15 protein-coding genes and 1 other RNA gene are annotated in these 16403 nt (G+C 66.0%); 7 read left to right on the forward strand and 9 right to left on the reverse strand.

The window, feature by feature from the left end; genetic code table 11:
• The first annotated feature begins 5 nt into the window (after positions 1-5).
• The 3 genes from KZZ07_RS07130 to KZZ07_RS07140 all read left to right on the forward strand — a co-directional run bounded on the left by KZZ07_RS07130 (position 6) and on the right by KZZ07_RS07140 (position 3011).
• Entirely contained in the window at positions 6-998 is a 993-nt protein-coding gene (locus KZZ07_RS07130) for a sugar-binding protein (protein WP_219513159.1), read from the forward strand.
• A gap of 85 nt (positions 999-1083) precedes the next feature.
• Positions 1084-2163: a Gfo/Idh/MocA family protein gene (locus KZZ07_RS07135; RefSeq protein ID WP_219513161.1), complete on the forward strand. Its 1080-nt coding sequence runs from the start codon at positions 1084-1086 to the stop codon at positions 2161-2163.
• Between the two features lie 11 nt (positions 2164-2174).
• Entirely contained in the window at positions 2175-3011 is an 837-nt protein-coding gene (locus tag KZZ07_RS07140; protein ID WP_219513163.1) for an amidohydrolase family protein, read from the forward strand.
• A gap of 42 nt (positions 3012-3053) precedes the next feature.
• On the opposite strand, the gene KZZ07_RS07145 is transcribed toward KZZ07_RS07140, so the two are convergent.
• From KZZ07_RS07145 to KZZ07_RS07185, 9 genes are all read right to left on the reverse strand, one after another.
• The gene (locus KZZ07_RS07145) at positions 3054-3836 is read right to left on the reverse strand and encodes a creatininase family protein (protein WP_255564217.1); all 783 of its coding nucleotides are present in this window, start codon (positions 3834-3836) and stop codon (positions 3054-3056) included.
• Between the two features lie 3 nt (positions 3837-3839).
• Positions 3840-4751: an isopenicillin N synthase family dioxygenase gene (locus KZZ07_RS07150; protein WP_219513165.1), complete on the reverse strand. Its 912-nt coding sequence runs from the start codon at positions 4749-4751 to the stop codon at positions 3840-3842.
• 14 nt (positions 4752-4765) lie between these two features.
• Positions 4766-5362: an NAD(P)H-dependent oxidoreductase gene (locus KZZ07_RS07155; RefSeq protein WP_219513166.1), complete on the reverse strand. Its 597-nt coding sequence runs from the start codon at positions 5360-5362 to the stop codon at positions 4766-4768.
• A gap of 1 nt (position 5363) precedes the next feature.
• Positions 5364-5942, reverse strand: coding sequence for an NAD(P)H-dependent oxidoreductase (locus KZZ07_RS07160; RefSeq protein WP_219513167.1), 579 nt, complete (start codon positions 5940-5942; stop codon positions 5364-5366).
• A gap of 99 nt (positions 5943-6041) precedes the next feature.
• The gene (locus KZZ07_RS07165) at positions 6042-7439 is read right to left on the reverse strand and encodes an FAD-binding oxidoreductase (protein ID WP_219513168.1); all 1398 of its coding nucleotides are present in this window, start codon (positions 7437-7439) and stop codon (positions 6042-6044) included.
• Positions 7436-8692 (reverse strand): cytosine deaminase, encoded by a 1257-nt coding sequence (locus tag KZZ07_RS07170; RefSeq protein ID WP_219513169.1) that lies wholly within the window; start codon positions 8690-8692, stop codon positions 7436-7438. The genes KZZ07_RS07165 and KZZ07_RS07170 overlap by 4 nt, the downstream gene beginning before the upstream one ends.
• Positions 8692-9543, reverse strand: coding sequence for an ABC transporter permease (locus tag KZZ07_RS07175; RefSeq protein WP_219513170.1), 852 nt, complete (start codon positions 9541-9543; stop codon positions 8692-8694). Before KZZ07_RS07175 ends, KZZ07_RS07170 begins: the two co-directional genes overlap by 1 nt.
• Before the next feature lie 178 nt (positions 9544-9721).
• Positions 9722-10459 (reverse strand): ABC transporter ATP-binding protein, encoded by a 738-nt coding sequence (locus KZZ07_RS07180; RefSeq protein WP_219513418.1) that lies wholly within the window; start codon positions 10457-10459, stop codon positions 9722-9724.
• A gap of 95 nt (positions 10460-10554) precedes the next feature.
• Positions 10555-11544, reverse strand: a complete 990-nt coding sequence (locus KZZ07_RS07185; protein ID WP_219513171.1) for an ABC transporter substrate-binding protein — start codon at positions 11542-11544, stop codon at positions 10555-10557.
• A gap of 235 nt (positions 11545-11779) precedes the next feature.
• On the opposite strand from KZZ07_RS07185, the gene KZZ07_RS07190 reads away from it, so the two are divergent.
• From KZZ07_RS07190 to ssrA, 4 genes are all read left to right on the forward strand, one after another.
• Complete coding sequence (locus tag KZZ07_RS07190; RefSeq protein WP_219513172.1) at positions 11780-12166, forward strand: RidA family protein; 387 nt, start codon at positions 11780-11782, stop codon at positions 12164-12166.
• A gap of 53 nt (positions 12167-12219) precedes the next feature.
• Positions 12220-13353 (forward strand): metallophosphoesterase family protein, encoded by a 1134-nt coding sequence (locus tag KZZ07_RS07195; RefSeq protein WP_219513174.1) that lies wholly within the window; start codon positions 12220-12222, stop codon positions 13351-13353.
• Positions 13350-15965, forward strand: a complete 2616-nt coding sequence (locus tag KZZ07_RS07200) for an AAA family ATPase (RefSeq protein ID WP_219513175.1) — start codon at positions 13350-13352, stop codon at positions 15963-15965. Before KZZ07_RS07195 ends, KZZ07_RS07200 begins: the two co-directional genes overlap by 4 nt.
• A gap of 66 nt (positions 15966-16031) precedes the next feature.
• Positions 16032-16381, forward strand: a transfer-messenger RNA (tmRNA) gene (ssrA, locus tag KZZ07_RS07205).
• The last annotated feature ends 22 nt before the right edge of the window (positions 16382-16403 follow it).

The raw sequence follows: 16403 nt of genomic DNA on the forward strand, positions 1-16403 counted from the left end.
AAGACATGAAGAAACTGCTGACCGCGACCGCGCTGATCGGAGCGCTTGCCGCACCGGCCTTCGCAGAAAGCCACGGGGGCTACACCTTTGCCCTCGTACCCAAGGCGATGAACAACCCGTTCTTCGACCTTGCCCGCGACGGCTGTTACGCCGCTCAGGAAGAGCTGGACGACGTCACCTGCGAATACATCGGCCCCGGCGAACACACAGAGCTGGAGCAGATCCAGATCGTGCAGGATCTCATCACCAAGGGTGTCGACGGGATCGCCGTGGCGCCCTCCAACGCGCCCGCGATGGCCAAGGTCCTGCGCGCCGCGGCGGATGCAGGCATCCCCGTGATGACCTGGGACTCGGACCTGCTGCCCGAGGATCAAGAACTGCGCACCACCTACGTCGGCACCAACAACTACAACATCGGCGTGCACCTGGCGGAACTGGTCATGGCGCGTCACCCCGACGGCGGCACCATCTGCCTGCAGACCGGCGGCGCCGCGGCGGCCAACCACAACGAACGCCTGCTGGGCGCGCGTGAAACCCTGTCGGGCATGGATCTTGGCGACCCGCCGGGCCGCCCGCTGGACGGTGACAACGGCTGGACCGAGATCGCCGGCTGCCCGCTGATCACCAACGACGACGGCAACGTCGCCGTGCAGGGCCTGACCGACATTCTGGCCGCAAACCCGGACCTGACGGCCTTCCTGTCGACCGGCGCCTTTACCCAGTGGTTCGACAATGCCTACCGGAACGCCGCCGAGCCCTACAAGGCAGAGATGGACAGCGGCGAGATGACCATCGTCGTGGCCGACACGCTGCCGATGCAGATCGCGCAGACCAAGGACGGGCTGGGCAATGGCCTGGTCGGTCAGCGTCCCTACGAGATGGGCTACAAGGCGATGTATATCCTCAAGGATATCGTCGAGGGCAAGGACGTGGACGACCCGATCTTTACCGGGCTGGACGTCTGCAACAACGAAAACATCGACACCTGCGTAAAGTGATCGCCGGGTGTTGAGACTGGACGGCGGCGCAGCGATGCGCCGCCGTTTTCACGGGGGGCGCCCCCCGGCACAGGGGAGAAAGTGATTGGAACGAGTACGTTACGCGGTTGTCGGCGCTGGCTGGATTTCTCAGATCGCCTTTCTGCCGGCAGTGGCCCAAACCGATAATTCCGAGGTCGCGGCCATCGTCAGCGGCAGCGTGGACGCGGCGCGGAAACTGGCAGATTTCCACGGCATCCCCGAGGTGGTGTCTTACGATGAATACGAGGCTCTGCTGGCCTCGGACCGGATCGACGCTGTCTATATCGCGCTGCCGAATTCACTGCATGCCGATTACACCATACGGGCACTGAAGGCGGGCAAACATGCGCTGGTGGAAAAGCCGCTGGCGCCCACCGTTGCCGAATGTCAGGCGATGATTGCGGCATCTGAGGCGTCCGGTGCTTTCCTCATGACCGCCTACCGGCTGCACCACGAACCGGGCACCGTCGAGGTGCTGGACCGTATCCGGCGCGGAGAGATCGGCGATCCGCGCGTCTTTACCTCTGTCTTCGGCTTCCAGTCGGCGCCGGACAACCACCGCCTGAGGGCCGAACACTGGGGCGGCCCTCTGCAGGACATTGGCGTTTATTGCCTGAACGCCGCCCGTCATGTCTTTGGCGATGAACCGACAGAGGTCATCGCGTTGGGCTCTCACGGCGACGGCGATCCGCGCTTTGCCGAGGTCGAGGAAAGCGTCGCCGTCACGCTGCGTTTTCCGCGCGGGCGGCTGGCACAGTTCATTGCCAGTTTCGGCACGGATGATCAGGACAGCTATACGGTTCTGGGCACGAAAGGCGCGCTGGATGTTTCTCCAGCCTTCCGGTTCGAAATCGACCTTGCCCTGACACAGCGCGCCGCCGGGGTGCCGCAAGACCGCGTCGTGGCGCCTGAATGTGATCATTTCGGTGCGCAGACCGCCTATTTCTCGGATTGCATACGGACCGGACAGAAGCCCGAGGATGACGGCGCCGAGGGGCTGGCCGACGTGGCGATCATGCGCGCCATCGAAGAGGCCATGAAGACCGGCCAGGTGCAGCAACTCACCCTGCCCCCGCGCCCGCGACATCCGGGACCGGACACATTGCGCCGCGTTCCGCGCACCGATCACCGGCTTGTTCTCTGACGGAGGCACAGATGGCCCATATCGATTCACACCATCATTTCTGGCATCCCGCGCGCGGTGACTATGGCTGGATGCCCGAGGACGACCCCGTTCTGACCCGTCCCTATCACCCCGTGGACCTTGCCCCGGGGCTGCAGGCTGCCGGCGTCAGTCGGACGGTGTTGGTACAGGCGGCGCCCACGGTTGCCGAAACCGAGTATCTGCTGGGCATCGCCGATTGCACGCCGCATGTGGCCAAGGTCGTCGGCTGGATCGACTTCGAGGATCCGGGGCAAAAGAATACCCTGCAACGCCTTGCCAGACATCCAAAATTCGCTGGTGTCCGACCAATGATCCAGGACATTCCCGATGACCGATGGATGCTGAAACCAGAGGTGCAATGGGCCTATGAGGCCTTGATCGAACAGGACCTGACATTCGACGCCCTGGGCTTTCCACGCCACCAGGCGCCCTTTCTCGAACTGTTGAAACGCTATCCGAGCATGCGAGTGGTTCTGGACCATTGCCTGAAACCCCAGCTGCGCAGCCATTCCCAGGAGAATTTCCGCACCTGGGCCAAGGGCATGACCCGCCTCGCCACAGAGAGCGGCGCCTTCTGCAAGCTCTCGGGCCTCGTGACAGAGGCTGACGACCCGCCGTCGGACGACCTTCTGCAACCTTACGTCGATCATGTCCTGTCCGTCTTCGGGCCGGAGCGGGTCATGTGGGGATCGGATTGGCCCGTCGCGCGCCTGCGATGCGACTACGCCGACTGGCACGCGCAGGCCCTGCGGTTGACCGCCGGGTTGTCAGAAGCACAGCGGGCCGAGGTTTTCAGTGGGACTGCAGAACGGTTCTACCGCCTCTGACCGAAGGTGAACTTCACCTTCCAAGCCCCGGACTAAAAAGCATCAAAGGCTCGCGGGCGCTGTTGGCAGTTCCATCGCTTCCACCTCCCGCAGCATCTCGATGAACCCCGCAACCTGGTGCCGTGCCGTCGCCTCGCCCTTCTCGGCCGTTGCGACAGAGGCATCGCCCACCGTCCCCGCCGGGTTCAGGTCCGAGGCGATCCATCCCCGGCTGATCGGTCCCGTGGGCGGGATGGCGGCCGTCTCGGCGGCGGACCGGAAATTCTCCGCCCGGCTCATGTCCACACACTGCGGCTGACAGGCCAGCATGATCGAGGTTTCGACATCCCCACCATGAATGCCGAAGCGTCGCTCATGGTCGGAATACAGCCCCTCTGGATGGCCGAAATTCCCCCATTGGCATTTCACCGCCAACATCCCGGCCTGCACCCGCAGTTCCCGCGACAGGATCGAGATCAGGTCCAGGTTGCCGCCATGCGAATTGGCAATGACAATCTTGCGCACACCCGCGCGCGCCACGGACAGGCCGATTTCGGTCCAGGCGGCCAGGGCCGTGGCGGCGCTCAGCGTCAGGGTGCCCCGCGCCCAGAGATGCTCGTTCGACTTGCCCACCGCCATGACGGGCAGGATCGCCAGGTCGAGGTCCTCGGGGCAGGTCTCGCGCAGCAGGTCCAGCATGTAGTCGGCGATCATCGTATCGGTCCCCACGGGCAGGTGCGGCCCATGTTGTTCCACCGCTGCCGTCGGCAGCACGACGATGGTCTTCATCGGGTCCACCATGTCGAATTCCGGCGCCCGCCGTTCGGTCCAGTCCAGTCGTCTCAAGCGTCAATCTCCCTTGTATGTGGCGTCCAGCCGCGACCGGAGGTAATCGGCCCCGGTGATCGGCGCGTATCGTGGCGTGCCCGTGCCAAGCAGCGCCGCGATCACGCTGTCCGGGTTCGGATCGAGGAAAAAGGCCACCGATCTGCGCGCCCGTGTCGGTGGCAGGACACGATGCGGCGTGGATCGGTATTGGTCGTTCGACCAGCGCATCAGGCAATCGCCGATATTGACGATAAAGGCGCCGGGCACATGCGGGACGTCGATCCAGTCACCGGACAGGGCCTGCACCTGCAGGCCGGGCTCGCCATCTGTCAAAAGCAGGGTAATGGACCCGTAATCGCTGTGCGCGCCGGCCCCGATTTCACCCTCCGCACCGCTGGCGGGCGGATAGGACAACAGCCGCAGCGTCGCCATCGGCGCGGTGAAATGCGGGGCGAAATAGCCCGGGTCCAGCCCGAAATCCCGCGCGATCGCCCCGTGCAACGCCACGCCAAGCTGCCAGGCGCGGTCATAATAGCTCAACAGTGCCTCGCGGAACCCGGGCAGGTCTGGCCAGAGGTTCACGCCCCGAAACGGGTCTCCGCGCAGCACGCGGGGATCGTCCTCGGCCAGGTCCAGCCCGATGTTGAACGCCTCCTTGCGATCCACCTGCCCCGAGCTCTCGTCGAGGCGTTCGCTGCCCATCCTGGCCCAGCCGCGGTTATGCGGCGCATGCGCGATGTCCAGCGCCGCCTTTTCTGCCTCTGGCAGGGCAAAGAACCGGTGGGCCTGGGCAAAGACCTGCGTGATCTCGTCGTCCGGCACCCCGTGGCCCGTCAGGCAGAAGAACCCGCTGTCACGGCAGGCGGCCCCCAAGCGGGCGCTCACGCCCTCGGGGTCGTCCTCGTAGAGCGACCAGTCCAGAACCGGGATCATGTCTGCCTCCGTCGTCATGCCAGGAACCGGTCCAGCACACGGGTGAGCCGGGCCAGGTGCCGGGCGCGGCTGGCCTGCGTGGAACTGTCCATCAGGTAATGCGCCGCAAAGGCCGTGCGGCAGCGCGGGGCACACAACAAGCGCACCCCGCGCAAGAGTGTCCGCCGCCCCGGCGCACCGATCCAGCGCGTCAACCACCAGCTTGCCCCGCAGGTGGTAAAGACCCCCAGCCGCGTAATCTGCGTCAACCCCGGGGCGATGTTCTCGCCCGGCGCCCTGGGCATCTCAAAGGCCACGCCGGGCAGCATCACACGGTCCAGCCAACCCTTCAGCAAGGCCGGCAGCCCGTACCACCAGGTCGGATAGACAAGGATCAGCGTATCGCACCATTCCAGGTCCGCCGCCTCCTCGGCAACGGGCGCGCGGTTGCCCGGCTCGTCCAGGTAGCCCGCCCATTCGCCGGGCGACAACACAGGGTCGAAGCCCCGCGCATAAAGATCATGCTCGCGCACCTCGGCCCCCCGGGCCCCCAGCCGCGCGACCACCAGGTCCCGCACCGCGGCGGTAAAGCTCTCGGGCGAGGGATGACAGAAAACCACCAGTGCCCGCACCTCAGAACCTTTCCATCTCGCGCCCCACCCGGTCCAGGAACCCCGCGCGCTGCGCCTCTGTGGCCCGGTTCATGTCGTAAAGCGCAAGATACCGCATCTTTTCGGGTCGGGTGACATGCCAAACCGCGCGGCGCACGATCCGGCGCGGGGGATCACCCGCCATCAAAGCGCGCCAGCGGGTCCCGCCATAGGTCGTGACTGCCGCCAACCGGGTGATCTGCGTCAGGTTCGGTTTGACCCGCCCGTCTTCCAGCCGAAAGGACACTCCGGGCAGAAAGACCCGGTCGAAGTAGCCTTTCAGGATCGCCGGAAAACCGAAGTTCCAGACCGGAAAGACCAAAACCAGCGCCTGCGCCGCGCGCAACCGTTCGACATGGTCCGCCACCGGCTGCAGGTTCGCGGGCACCTCGTGATAACCGCGCCGTTCCGCCTCGCTCAGGACCGGATCAAAGCCTTCGGCATTCAGGTCGCAGTCATCCACCTCCCAGCCGCGCGCCTCCAGCGTCTCGACCACTCGGGCATGCAGCGCCGACGACAGGCTTTCCGGACAGGGATGGGCAAAGAGCACAAGCGCCCGCATCTCAGCGCGCGCCCCGTGTTTCTTCTCTGTCCAAATACCTCCGGGGGGAATGGCGCCGCAGGCGCCAGGGGGGCAGCGCCCCCTGCCCGTCTGTCCCGCTCATTCCGCCGCCTGCATGCGCGGATAGGCATACATGCGCGCGTAGCCCCAGTCCGGATCGTCCCAGGCGATCATCTTGCCGGGGTTCAAAAGACCCTTTGGGTCCGCCTCGCGCTTGAAGGCCAGCTGAACGTCATCCACCGTCTGCCGCCCGCCTTCCTCCAGCGTATAGCGGTGCGGGTTGAAGACCAGAGCGCCTTTTTCCTCGTGGATGCGAATGATCTCGTCCAGTCGTTCCTCGGTCGAGAACTTCACCAGCGTCAGACCGGCAAAGCCCACCTTGCCATGCGCGCGGATCGCTTCCAGGTGCTGGATGCACTCGCCTGGGAAGGTGCTGCGGATCTCCTCGACCAGCGCCCGGTGATCGGGAAAGCCATAGCGCACCTGCAGGTAGGTGATCGACGGATCGACCTTGAGCGCGCGCAAGGTGGTGTGATTCCAGCCGTATTCGAACACCGGGCCGGGCCCGCGCGGCCAGTCGTGATCGTCCGAGCGATAGATCATCCGCATTTCGGGCCGCCGCGCGAGGAAGGTCAGAAAACCGTCCATCCCATGCGGGGCCACCATCAAACCCACAAGGTGATCGCCCTCATTCACATGCGGGCGGACGCGCTGGAAATAGGCATGGGCGGTGGGCGCCTCGTAAACACTGGCGAGCTTGATCAGGATGCCGTCTTCACTGGCCAGATCGTCGGCAAACCCCATCGCGGCGCCAAAATCCTCCGAGGCGACAAAGATGTCGACCCAGTCATACGCGGGGGCCAGAGGCATCTCGATCTCGGTGATGATACCGTTGGTGCCATAGGCATGGCTGACCCGCGCCAGTTCCTCGCCGGTGAAGTCCAGCACCCGAGGTTCGGCTTCCATCGTCACCACCCGCAGCCGGATGATATTGCCGAGGTCGCGCAGACTGCCCCAGGTGACGGACCCCACCCCGCCAGAGCCGCCCGCGATGAACCCGCCGATCGTCGCCGTGGCCCAGGTGGAGGAAAACATGCGGATCTCCTGCCCGGTTTCGCGGCAGGCGGCATCCAGGTCCTTAAGCAGGCAACCCGGTTCCACCACCACGCGGCCGGGCGCGATCTCCTTGACCTCGGTCATCCGGTTCAGGTGCAGGACGCAGCCGCCTTCAAAGGGCATGGCCTGGCCGTAGTTGCCCGTGCCCGCGCCCCGTGTCGTCACCGGCACGTCGTGCTGATAGCAGGCCTTGAGCACCTCGATTACCTCGGCCTCGGTCCGGGGGCGGACAACAAAATCCGCCGTGACGTGATCCAGCCGCGCCTTCAGCACCGGCGAATACCAGAAGAAATCGCGCGAGGCGGCGCGCACCGGGGTTTCGGCATCGATCAGGTCCAGATGCGCCAGGGCGGCCTTGGCGGCGGTGATGTCTGCGGTCATGAGGTCTTCCAGAGTTTGTCGAGATCGGAGTAGTCGGGCAGCTTGCGGTCGATGGCCTCGCCGCCGCGCAAGACGATGCGGTCGCTCTGAGGGCGGGCAAAGAACTCGGTCCAGTCGCGGGCGCGAAAGATCACCAGGTCGGCGGGCGAACCCTGCTCCAGCGAACTGACGCCGAAGCCGCAGGTCGCCTCAGGCGTCAGGGTAAAGCTCTTGATCCAGTCCGTTTCGCAATGATCGAGGTGGGCGATGCGGGTGGCCTCGCGCAGGACCTCGACCATGTCCATGTCGCCATAGGCATAGAACGGGTCCCGGGTGTTGTCAGAGGCAAAGCTGACCGGAATCCCCCGCGCCCGCATCTCGTGCACCAGCGTCACGCCGCGTCGGCGCGGGGTGCCCGGGCCGCGATCCTGCAGGTAGAGGTTGCACATGGGCAGGCTGACCACATGCAGACCGGCCTTGGCACAAAGATCCAGCGTGTCCAGCGCCCGTGCCTCGTCCTGGGTGGACAGCGAACAGCAGTGCCCCACCACCACACGGCCCTGATAGCCTGTTTCCAGAACCGTCTCGGCGATCATGCGCAGGGTTTCGGATGTGGCATCCATCGTCTCGTCAGTGTGGAAATCCACGTCGAGCCCATGTGTGTCAGCGGCCGCGAAATGTCCCAGCAGGCGGTCCTTGAGGTCCGGCACCGGGTAAGTGACCATACCCAGCACGCCGCCGTGGTCCGCAACGGTGCGGGTGATCTCGGGGTATTCCTCGGTGCCGTAGGCCTCACAGGACACAAGGCTGGCGGCCTGCAGGTCGATCCGGCCCGCCCATGTTTCGCGCAACTCGGCAAAGACGGGCCAGCTGCGCAGGTATTGCCCGTTCATCGAATCCAGGTGGGTGCGGATCTGTTTCGTCCCGTGTGCCCAGGCACACCGCAGGGCGAACCCCATGCGCGTCTTCAGGTCGTCCTCTGTCCAGTTGACGTGATCGGCGCGCACGGTTTCCAGCGCGCCCAGGAAGCTGCCATCGGGGTTCGAGGCGCGCGGCCAGATATGGCCCTTGTCCAGATGCGTGTGCATGTCGGTGAAACAGGGCAACACCATGGCCCCGCGCATGTCCACGGCCACGCCGCCGGGCGCGGCGATTCGGCCCGCCTCGATTCCCATGTCGGTCCGGACCAGGTCGCCCTCCTGCCCGACCAGACAGGCGGGCACTGTGACATTGGCCAGGGTGAAGGCCCCGTGCGGCAAAGAGGTGAAATCCATCAACCGTCCTTTTTCAGCGCGCTTTCATGCCAGCGGAACAGCGCGAGGTGACTGATCAGGCTCATCACGGCAAAGATCGTCACCCCCATGAGGGAAATCAGGATCAGCGCCGCGTAGAGCCTGCCGAAGTTGAACCGATAGGAGGCCTCCAGAAGCGTCGAGGCAAGCCCCAGTCCGGTCCCGGCCCGCCCGATCACGAATTCCGCCACCACGGCCCCGATCAGCGCCAGCCCGCCCGCGATCTTGAGGCCCGACAGGAAATAGGGCAAGGCCGAGGGCGCCGCGAGATAGCGCAGCCGCTGCCAGCGGCTGGCCCCGTAGATGGTGAAGAGGTCCTCGAGGTTGCGGTCGGTGCTTTTCAGGCCGACGGTCGTGTTCGACAGGATCGGGAAAAAGGCCACGATCCAGGCACAGAGCAGTGCAGCGACAAAGGGGCTGTCCAGGTAGATCTGCAACAGCGGAGCAATCGCCACCACCGGCGTCACCTGCAAGATCACCGCGTAGGGAAAGAAGGACATCTCGATCCATTTCGACTGGGTAAAGGCCACGGCCAGCATCCCGCCGCCCAGGATCGCGAAGACCAGCGCCAGCAGCGTCAGCCGCCCAGTGGTCAGCGTGGCGGCCCAGAGCAAGTCCCAGTCATTGATGAGCTTTTCCAGAACCAGCAAAGGCCCGGGCAGGATGTAGTGCGGCACCTCCCACAGCGTGACGTAAAGGTGCCAGCCCAGCAGCGTCAGCACCATGACCAGCGACGGCAGCGTCCATTTCGCGATCTTCAGGATCTGGTCACGCCGGGCGCGCGCCGCTTCCTCCTGATCGACATGGGTCATGTCCGTCTCGATGTTTGTCATCCGTTCCTCCCGTCCGGCGCAAGGCGTTTCGAAACGCCTTGGTTCCGCCCGGCCCCGGCGCCTCGCCCCTGACACGCCATCGCTGCAGGCATCACGCAGGGCAGGATCGCTCCGGCACCACCTGGTGCGAAGGCGTTTCGAAACGCCTTGCTGCGCCCCTGCCAGCCGGTATCACGATTCATGCCGCTTCTCCGGTGGCGCGGTGCAACGCAGTCGATGCCAGCCGGCAATAGCGCGCGTATTCCACCGAGGTGCGGAACTCTTCGCTGCGCGGATAGGGGGCGTCCACGGTCAGTTCTTCGATCACACGCCCGGGGCGCGCTGCCATGACGACCACCCGGTCGGACAGAAAGACGCTTTCAAAGACCGAATGGGTGACGAAGATCACCGTGCAGCCGATCTTTTCGCGCAGGCTCAACAGGTCGTTGTTCAGCTTGAACCGCGTGATTTCGTCCAGCGCGGCAAAGGGTTCGTCCATCAGGATCAGCCGGGGTTTCGTGACCAGCGCCCGGGCGATGGAGACCCGCATCTTCATGCCGCCGGACAGTTCGCGCGGAAAGGCGCGCTGGAATTTCTCCAACCCGACAAGACGGAGCACCTCCAGCACCTCGTCGCGTACCTCGGCAAAGGGCACACCCCGGATGCGGAACGGCAGGTAGACGTTGTCCATCACCTGCGCCCAGGGCATCAGCGTCGGTTCCTGGAACACCACGCCCAGGTTCCCGGATCCATTGTCGCTGGCCCAGTCGATCCGGCCCGATGTCGGCTGCATCAGTCCCGTCACCAGTTTCAGCGCCGTCGACTTGCCGCAGCCCGACGGCCCCAGAAGTGAGATGAAATCGCCTTCGTTGACGGTCAGGTTCATGTTGCGCAAGGCGATGACGCCGCCGTGGAATGTCTTTTCCACCTGCGCCATCCTGAGCAGTTCAGGGCGTTGGCCCAAGGGTTGGCGGGACGGTGTCATCGCATCGCTGTCCCGGGTCGCGGTTGGGGCGCGGCCCGGGCCTTTCCTTACTTGAGGTCCATCCCCACGCCCTTGCCCACGAATTCGGTGGTATAGGCTGATTTCCAGTCGACCTCGCCGATCACCCCGGCTTCGACCATCTTGGCGTAGAAATCGCCCACCTTCTCGTCAGTGATGACGCCGATGCCCGCCTCCAGCGTATCGCCGGAATCGACGATGCCGTTTTCCTTCATCTTCTCGATGGCAAAGGCGATCTTGTCGTCGGTCATCTCGGGGTTGTCAGCCTTGATCAGCGCGTTGGCGGCGGAATTGTCGCCATACAGATAGGTGTACCAGCCCTTGATCGAGGCATCGACGAAACAGCTCACCTCCTCGGGTTTCTCGGCGATCGTGTCGGCCATGACCTCGACAGTCGTGGCATAGGTGGAATAACCCGCGTCGGCGATCAGGAAGACATCCGGCACAAAGCCGCCCTCCTTTTCCACCAGGTAAGGCTCGGACGACAGGTAGCCCTGCATCCCGGCATTCTCATTCGCCAGGAACGGCCCGGGATTGAAGGTATAGGGCTGGCGCTGCTCCGCGGTGAACCCGTAGGCCGCCATCATCCACTGGTAGTAGGACTGATAGCCGTTGTCGCCGATCAGCAGGTCCAGCGCCTTGAGATCCTCAAAGCTCTCGGCCTTGCCCGGATGGGTCACGATGACCTGCGGGTGCTTCTGAAAGATCGCCGCGACGGAAACCACCGGGATGCCTTCCTGCACGGCATTGAAGGCCTGCAGCAGGTCGCCGCCCATGTGATAGTCGATCCGCCCGGCCAGAAGCAGCGCGCGGTTGTTCACCTGCGGGCCGCCCGGCAGGATCGAAACCTTCAGCCCGCAGGCCTCGTAGCTGCCATCGGCCACGGCCTGGTAAAAGCCGCCGTGCTCGGCCTGGGCCAGCCAATTGGTGCCAAAGGCGACCTCGGTCATGTGGCTTTCGGCAAAGGCGGGCGCGGCAAGAGTGCCTGCCGTGGCACATGCAAGGGCAGTGAACTTCATGGGGGACCTCTCTGTCGCGGTTTTTGTGTCGTTGCGCAGAGCGTGAGAGCGCGCCCCGCTCCGGGCAATCGGCATCGCTGACCGGATGGTCCATTCCCTCGGGTCTGCGCACAGAATTCGTGCAGGCCCGGGCCGCGCGATGAATTTTGCAGCGCCCGGAAAGCGTGTCTCGCGGGTGAACTGGTCAATCCGGACCCCAGGGGCCAATCTGACCCCGCACAACGGAGCGCCGGATATGCCCATCGACAGCCTGATCCCCGACACGATCGCCGCCCCTTTCGCACGCTATGCCCACGGCGTCGCGACCGAAACCCTCGTTCTGACATCCGGTCAGTTGCCGCTGGCCCCGGACGGCACGATCCCCGAGGACCCCGAGGCGCAGGCCGCACTCTGTTTCGCCAATATCGACGCCATCCTTGCAGCGGGCGGAACATCCAAACATCACGCCCTGCGCATCAACGCCTATGTCACGCACCGGGATCACATGCAGGGCTACATGGCCGCCCGCGACGCCTGGTTGGCGGACGCGCGTGTGCTGCCCGCCTCGACCCTGATGATTGTCTCGGGTTTTACCCGCCCCGAATTCCTGGTCGAAGTCGAAGTCACCGCCCTGCGCCCCTGATCCGATTGCACTCTGCCAGCCGCCCTGAAAGAGTGGCGCCCAAAGAGAGTGCCATGACCGCCTTCCGTTTCATCCATGCCTCGGACCTGCACCTGGGCCGCCGGTTCGCCAACATCCCCCAGCCCGAGGATGGCAACATCCGCGGGCGCCTGATGGAGGCGCGCCACGGCGTGATCGCGCGGCTGGCACAGGCCGCGCGCGACCACGGTGCGGCGCATGTCCTGCTGGCAGGCGACACTTTCGACACGGCCACGCCCTCGCCCTCGGTTCTGCGCCAGGCGCTGACCGCGATGGCCGAGGACCTGGACCTGACATGGTGGCTCCTGCCCGGCAACCACGACAACCTGACCAATGCCGAACCGCTCTGGGAACGGCTTTCGGCCGAGGCGCCCGCGACTGTTCGCCCGCTGCTGGATGCCACGCCCCGGATGATGACCGAGACCGCCTGCCTGCTGCCGGCCCCGGTCACGCACCGCGCCCCGGGGCGCGACCTGACCGAAGGGCTTGGTGCCATGCCCTCGCCCGATGGGGCATTTCGGATCGCGCTGGCGCACGGCGGCGTCACCGATTTCGAGGACACCGGCGCCCATATCCCGCCCGACCGCGCCGCACGCGCACGGCTGGACTACCTTGCGTTGGGCGACTGGCACGGGCGGTTGCAGATCGACGCCCGCACGCATTACCCCGGCACGCCCGAGCAGGACCGGTTCAAACACGGACGGCGGGGCCTGTGCCTTGCTGTCAGCATTGACATCCCCGGCGCCACGCCAGAGGTCACGGAGGTCGAGACCGGCCAGTTCTGGTGGACCGAGGCGGACCTGCCGGTGCAGGCCGGGCTGGATACGGCGGCGGCGCTGGACAGGCTTCTGCCCCCGAGCGGGCGCCGCGACGTGCTGATGCGGGTGCGGGCCACCGGCTGGGCCAGCCTTGCACAGCGGGCCGACCTCGTCCGGGCGATCCATGCCGCCGCGCCGGATTTTGCCTGGCTGACATTGAACGCCGAAGCGCTGGGCGCGCTGCTGGATGACGTGGATCTTGATACGATCGACCACGCGGGCGCCCTGCGACAGGCCGCCGAGACGCTCAAGACCGAGGCCGAGAACCCCGACCTCTCTGCCGAGGACCGTGGCGTTGCCGCCGAAGCGCTGGCCCGGCTGTATGCCTATGTGACGGAGCAGCCCGCGTGAAACTCCGCCGGATCGCCGTCCAGAACCTGCGCCGCTTCACCGCGCCCGTCCAGATCGAGGGGCTGGCCGATGGGCTGAACGTGCTCAGCGCCCCGAACGAACAGGGCAAGTCGACTCTCTTTGACGGACTGCAGGCTCTTTTCTTTACCCCGCACGGCGGCAGCGGCAAGGAGATCAAGGCGCTTCAGCCCCATGCCAGGGGCGCGCCCGAGGTGCTGGCAGAGATCGAGACGCCCAAGGGGCGGTTTACCCTGGCCAAACGCTGGCTGTCGAAACCCCGCGCCCATGTCTGGCAGGACGGGCGCCTGATCGCCCAGGCCGATGCCGCCGAGGCCTGGATTTCGCAACTGGCCGCCGCCGATGCGGGCGGGCCTGCGGGATTGCTCTGGGTGCGGCAGGGGCTGACCGGTTTCGACGAAAGCGGGAAAAAGGCGCAGGACATGGCCCGCGAGGCGCGGCGCGACCTGCTGTCCTCCATCGCCGGAGAGGTCGACACGATGACCGGGGGGGCGCGCATGGACGCCGCGCTGAAACGCTGCCGCGAGGAACTGGGCCGCTATGCGACCGCCACCGGACGGCCGCTGAAAACCGGCCCCTGGAAAGCGGCGCAGGACCGGGTCGAGGAACTGCAAGCCGAACACGACAGGCTGGATCAGGTTGTGGCAGAGCTTCGGCACGACCTGAGCGCCCGCGCCCGCGCCCGGTCTGAGCTGGCAGAGCTGACCGATCCCGAGGCCAGCGCGCGCCGCCAGTCCCGGCTGACCGAGGCACAGGCGGCGCAGGCCAATGCCGAACGCCACGCGGCCCGGCTCGACACGCTAAATCGAGCCGCCGAGACGGCGCGCTTGCGGCTCGACGGGCTGGACAGCCGCCGCAAGGCGCGTGCCGCCGCGCTGGCCGAACGCGACGAGGCGGCCCGGGCCACGCAGGCCGCCGGGACGCGACAGGCAGAGGCCGAGACAGCGCAGGCCGAGGCCGAGCGCGCCGCATTGCAGGCCAGAGACGCCCTGAAAACCGCCCGCGCCCGCCTGGCCAAGGTGGAAACCGAACTGCGCAGCGCACAGCAGGCCCGGCACGCCCGCGAGGCAGAGCATCAGCGCAAGGAACTGACCCAGCGCATCGCCCAGGCCGAGGACCTGCGCCAGCAGGCCGACGCGACCCGCCGCGAGGCCGGGCAAGGCCCCGACGCCAAGGCCATCGACCAACTGGAACGGCTTGCCCGTGCGCTGGAACAGGCCCGCGCCCTGCAGGCCGCCAGCGCCGCGCGACTGGAAATCTCGTACGCGGCAGGCCGCGAAGGGGCGATCACCCTGGACGGCCAGCCCCTGCCCGGCGGCAAGGCGCTGCCGATTCTGCGTGTCACGGCGCTGGATCTGCCCGGTCTCGGCAGGTTGACCGTCACCCCCGGAGATACCGGCGATGACACGGGCGTGGACAGCGCCGCCGAGGCTCTGGCGGGTGCGCTTCGCCAACACGGTCTGACCGATATCGAGACCGCCCGCCAGGCCGCCCGGGCGCGGAGTGAGGCCGCGCGCCGCCTGTCCGAGATCACCGCCACCCTGCACGCGCTGGCCCCGGACGGCGCAGAGGCCCTGCGCCAGCGTCTCGCCGCCCTGCCCGCTCCGCTGCCAGAGGATGCGCCCGAACCGCCCACCTTGGACGCAGCAGAAGCCGCGCTTCGTCAGGCCGACACCACCCGGCAAGAGGCGGAAATCCAGGCCGAGACGGCCCGCGACACGCTTGAGGCCGCGCGCACCGAAACCGCCCGCGCCCTTGCCGGCGCTCAGGCCGCGACCGACCGCCTGACCCGGGCCGAAACCGCCCTGGCACAGGCGCCCGAGACCTCCGAGGCAGAGCTTGCCGCCGCGCAAGACGAGCTATCAAAAGCCGAAGAGGCCCGCGCAAAGGCCGCCGCCGAAGCGCCCGACCTTGAAAGCACGCGGGCCGCGCTGTCCCGCGCGCAATCGGCGGAGACCTCCGCGCAAGAGGCCATCGCACGGCTGAACCTCGATCTTGCCCGGCTGGACGAACGGGTGCGCCGCAGCGCCGAGGGCGCCGTCGAGGAACGACTGGCCGATCTTGTGCAGGATCTTGCGACCGCAGAGGCCGACCTTGCCCGGATCACCCGGGACGTGGCGGTGCTTCGCCGGCTCGAAAGCGCGCTGGAAAGCGCGCGGATCGCCGCTCGGGATCGCTATTTCACCCCTGTTGCCAATGCCTTGCGCCCCCTTCTTCACCTTCTCTGGCCAGAGGCGCAACTGGATTGGGACGATGCCGAGCTGCTGCCCCGGCACCTGATCCGGGAGGGTGCAGAGGAACCGATCGACATCCTCTCCGGCGGCACCCAGGAACAACTGGCGCTGCTGGTCCGGCTGGCCTTTGCCCGGCTTCTGGCGCAGGACGGACGCGCGGCGCCGGTAATCCTGGACGATGCGCTGGTCTATACCGACGATGACCGGATCGAACGCATGTTCGACGCGCTCCACCGCCAGGCCTCGGACGTGCAGATCCTTGTCCTGACCTGCCGCCAGCGCGCCTTTCGCGACCTCGGCGGGCAGCAATTGCAGATCCGCGCGATGGATCCCGCGCCCGACAGCCTGCTCGAGCGATAAGCGCCCGGCCTCCGACCGGAAATCTCTGAAAGAAAACAGCGGTGCCGCGCCGGACACAGACGAATCCCCCTTTGCAAGCGGGTCGGGCATCCCTATATTCGTTCTGTCCCTTCGGGGACTATGGGCATAAACGCGCATGTAATAAACGGATCGGACCCGGGGGCGGTACCCGGCGGCTCCACCATATATCCTTTGTTGGAGGATCATGGGGCCGAAACAGGATCGACGAACGCGTAAAGATGTAGCTTTGTCCCGGTGAGATACCACCGTTATCGGTTCACAAAGTACAATTGCCAACAACAATCGTGCTCCGGTTGCTCTGGCTGCGTAAGCAGTTAGAAATACCGAAATCTAAGCCCTTGCGCCTAGCAGCGTAAGGCGGGGTTCGCAGGCACCTGGCAACAGAAGCCTGCACTTTATCCCCACAGAAGACATCCC

Origin of the sequence: Mameliella sp. CS4, from assembly GCF_019392335.1 — a bacterium.
Taxonomy (GTDB): domain Bacteria; phylum Pseudomonadota; class Alphaproteobacteria; order Rhodobacterales; family Rhodobacteraceae; genus Antarctobacter.